The 2,037-nt window shown below is 73.0% G+C and carries 2 protein-coding genes and 1 tRNA gene; 1 reads left to right on the forward strand and 2 read right to left on the reverse strand.

Going from position 1 to position 2,037, the window contains the following annotated elements:
* Positions 1–322 precede the first annotated feature (322 nt).
* Complete coding sequence (locus G3I42_RS20445) at positions 323–730, reverse strand: helix-turn-helix domain-containing protein (RefSeq protein ID WP_164287966.1); 408 nt, start codon at positions 728–730, stop codon at positions 323–325.
* Positions 731–944: 214 nt separating this feature from the next.
* On the opposite strand from G3I42_RS20445, the gene G3I42_RS20450 reads away from it, so the two are divergent.
* Positions 945–1,592, forward strand: coding sequence for an NAD(P)H-dependent oxidoreductase (locus G3I42_RS20450; protein ID WP_164287968.1), 648 nt, complete (start codon positions 945–947; stop codon positions 1,590–1,592).
* 215 nt (positions 1,593–1,807) lie between these two features.
* Here the strand turns inward: G3I42_RS20450 and G3I42_RS20455 are convergent.
* Positions 1,808–1,891: transfer RNA gene (locus tag G3I42_RS20455), tRNA-Leu, on the reverse strand.
* Between the last annotated feature and the right edge of the window lie 146 nt (positions 1,892–2,037).

A 2,037-nucleotide genomic window follows, 5' to 3' on the forward strand; every position in this document is an offset into this window, starting at 1 on the left:
CCCCGCCCCGCCGCGCGAATCCGGCCACCTCGGGTATCCGCCCCGGCCCCGCCCCGGTACGTGTCACCGCCGGCCCCTCGGTACGGGGCGCGGCGTCCGCCTCCGTACGAGCCGCCCCGCCCGCTCCCGCGCGGGCCCCCGCCGCCGTATCCGCCGCCACCGTCTCCGTCATGCGCCGACCGCCCCCTCGTCCGCGCGCCCCACCGTTCCCACGGGTACGGGACGGGTCCGGGCGCTGTACGTGTGGCAGGCACCCTACGACGCGGCCCCCACCGCCCCCTCGACTCCCCCGCGCCCGCACCCCGTCAGCCCGCCGCCCGCCTCAGCACCCCGCGTCCGCGTCCCCCGTCGCCCGGCGGGCAGCGGCGCGAGCCTCCGTGCAGGGGGAGCCCACGTCCTCCAGATACCGCTCCGCCCAGTCGCCGAGCGAGGCGAGCGAGGGGCCGAGCGCTTCGCCGGCCTCGGTGAGGCGGTAACTGACGCGCAGCGGTGGGCCCTCGTCGACCTCGCGCACGACGAGGCGCGCGGCCGCGAGTTCGGTGAGGCGGTCCGAGAGCATCCGCTCGCTGATGCCGGGAACGGCCCGGCGCAGATCGGCGAAGTGCGCGGGGCCCGGGATCAGCACGGCGACGATCAGCCCCGTCCAGCGTTTGCCCAGCAGGTTGAAGACGAGGGTCATCCCCCTGCCGACCTCGGTACACGCCGCGTCGCTCTCCGTCTTCTCCGCCATGCGTCCCAGGGTACTGCCCTCCAGGCCATCACTGCGGAAAAGTAAGCACCTGTGTTATTACTAGTTCTAGAGGAAAGTTCACGCTCTCGGCACGCCCCTCGGCGCGTCCCTCGGCACGCTCCTCGTCCCGCCCCGGCACACCCGTGCCCCCACCCCCGTTCCCGTCCACCCGGAACCACCCGGAAGCCGGACGTACGAAGCACCTGGAGTCCCCATGGCAACCCTGCTGCACATCGACTCGGCCCTCGCCCCTCAGCAGTCCGCCTCCCGCGAGGTCGGCGCCGCGTTCGTCAAGAACTGGCTGGAGGCGCACCCCGGCGGCACCGTCGTCCACCGCGACCTCGCCGCCCACCCCGTGCCGCACCTCGGCTGGGACGCCCTCTCCGCCGACTTCGTGCCCGCCGAGCAGCACACCGGGGAGCAGCGCGCGGCCGTCGCGGCGCGCGAGGAGCTGGTCGCCGAGCTGGAGGCCGCCGACGCGGTGCTGCTCGCGGCGCCCATGTACAACTTCTCGATCCCTTCGACGCTCAAGGCGTGGCTGGACCAGGTCATCGTGGTCGGCCGCACCGGTGGCCCCGAGAGCACCGTCAAGGGGCTGCCGTTCACCGTGATCGCGAGCCGCGGCGGTTCGTACGCGCCCGGGACGCCGCGCGAGAGCTTCGAGTTCGTGACGAACTACGTCGAGAAGGTGCTCACCGGGATGCTGGGCGCGGAGGTCGACTTCATCGTGCCGGAGCTGACGCTGGCGCCGATGAAGGAGGAGCTGGCGGAGCTGCGGCCGCTGGCGCAGGCGAGCCGCGAGAAGGCTTTCGAGGACGCGGACGTCAAGGCGAAGGCGCTGGCCGCGCGACTGGCCGCCTGACCGGCTGTGTGACAGCTCACGCTCCGACGCGGGGTCCGGGGTCCGGGGTCCCGGGCCCGGCGTCGGGCTCCACCCCGGACCCCGCGCCCTCAGGACCAGAAGCGGCTGATGTCACACCCGCCGCCCCCGTCGACCGCCCCAGCCCCCGAACAAACCGCCCCAGCCCCCGAACAAAAAGAGGCGGCACCGTTTTCACGGTGCCGCCTCTTACTGTGTGCGCGAGGGGGGAGTTGAACCCCCACGCCCTTTCGGGCACTGGAACCTGAATCCAGCGCGTCTGCCTATTCCGCCACCCGCGCAAATTGGGTGTTGCCGCCGTGTTGCCCTGGCGACATCTGAAGATTAGCACGCTGACCGGGTCGGATTCATCTCGCTTCCGGTGACCCCGACCACCTCCGCCGGCTCCCACCGCACCACCCTCTCCGGCCCCCGCCCGCACGACCCC

Origin of the sequence: Streptomyces sp. SID11385 (assembly GCF_010548245.1) — a bacterium.
Classification (GTDB): Bacteria; Actinomycetota; Actinomycetes; order Streptomycetales; family Streptomycetaceae; genus Streptomyces.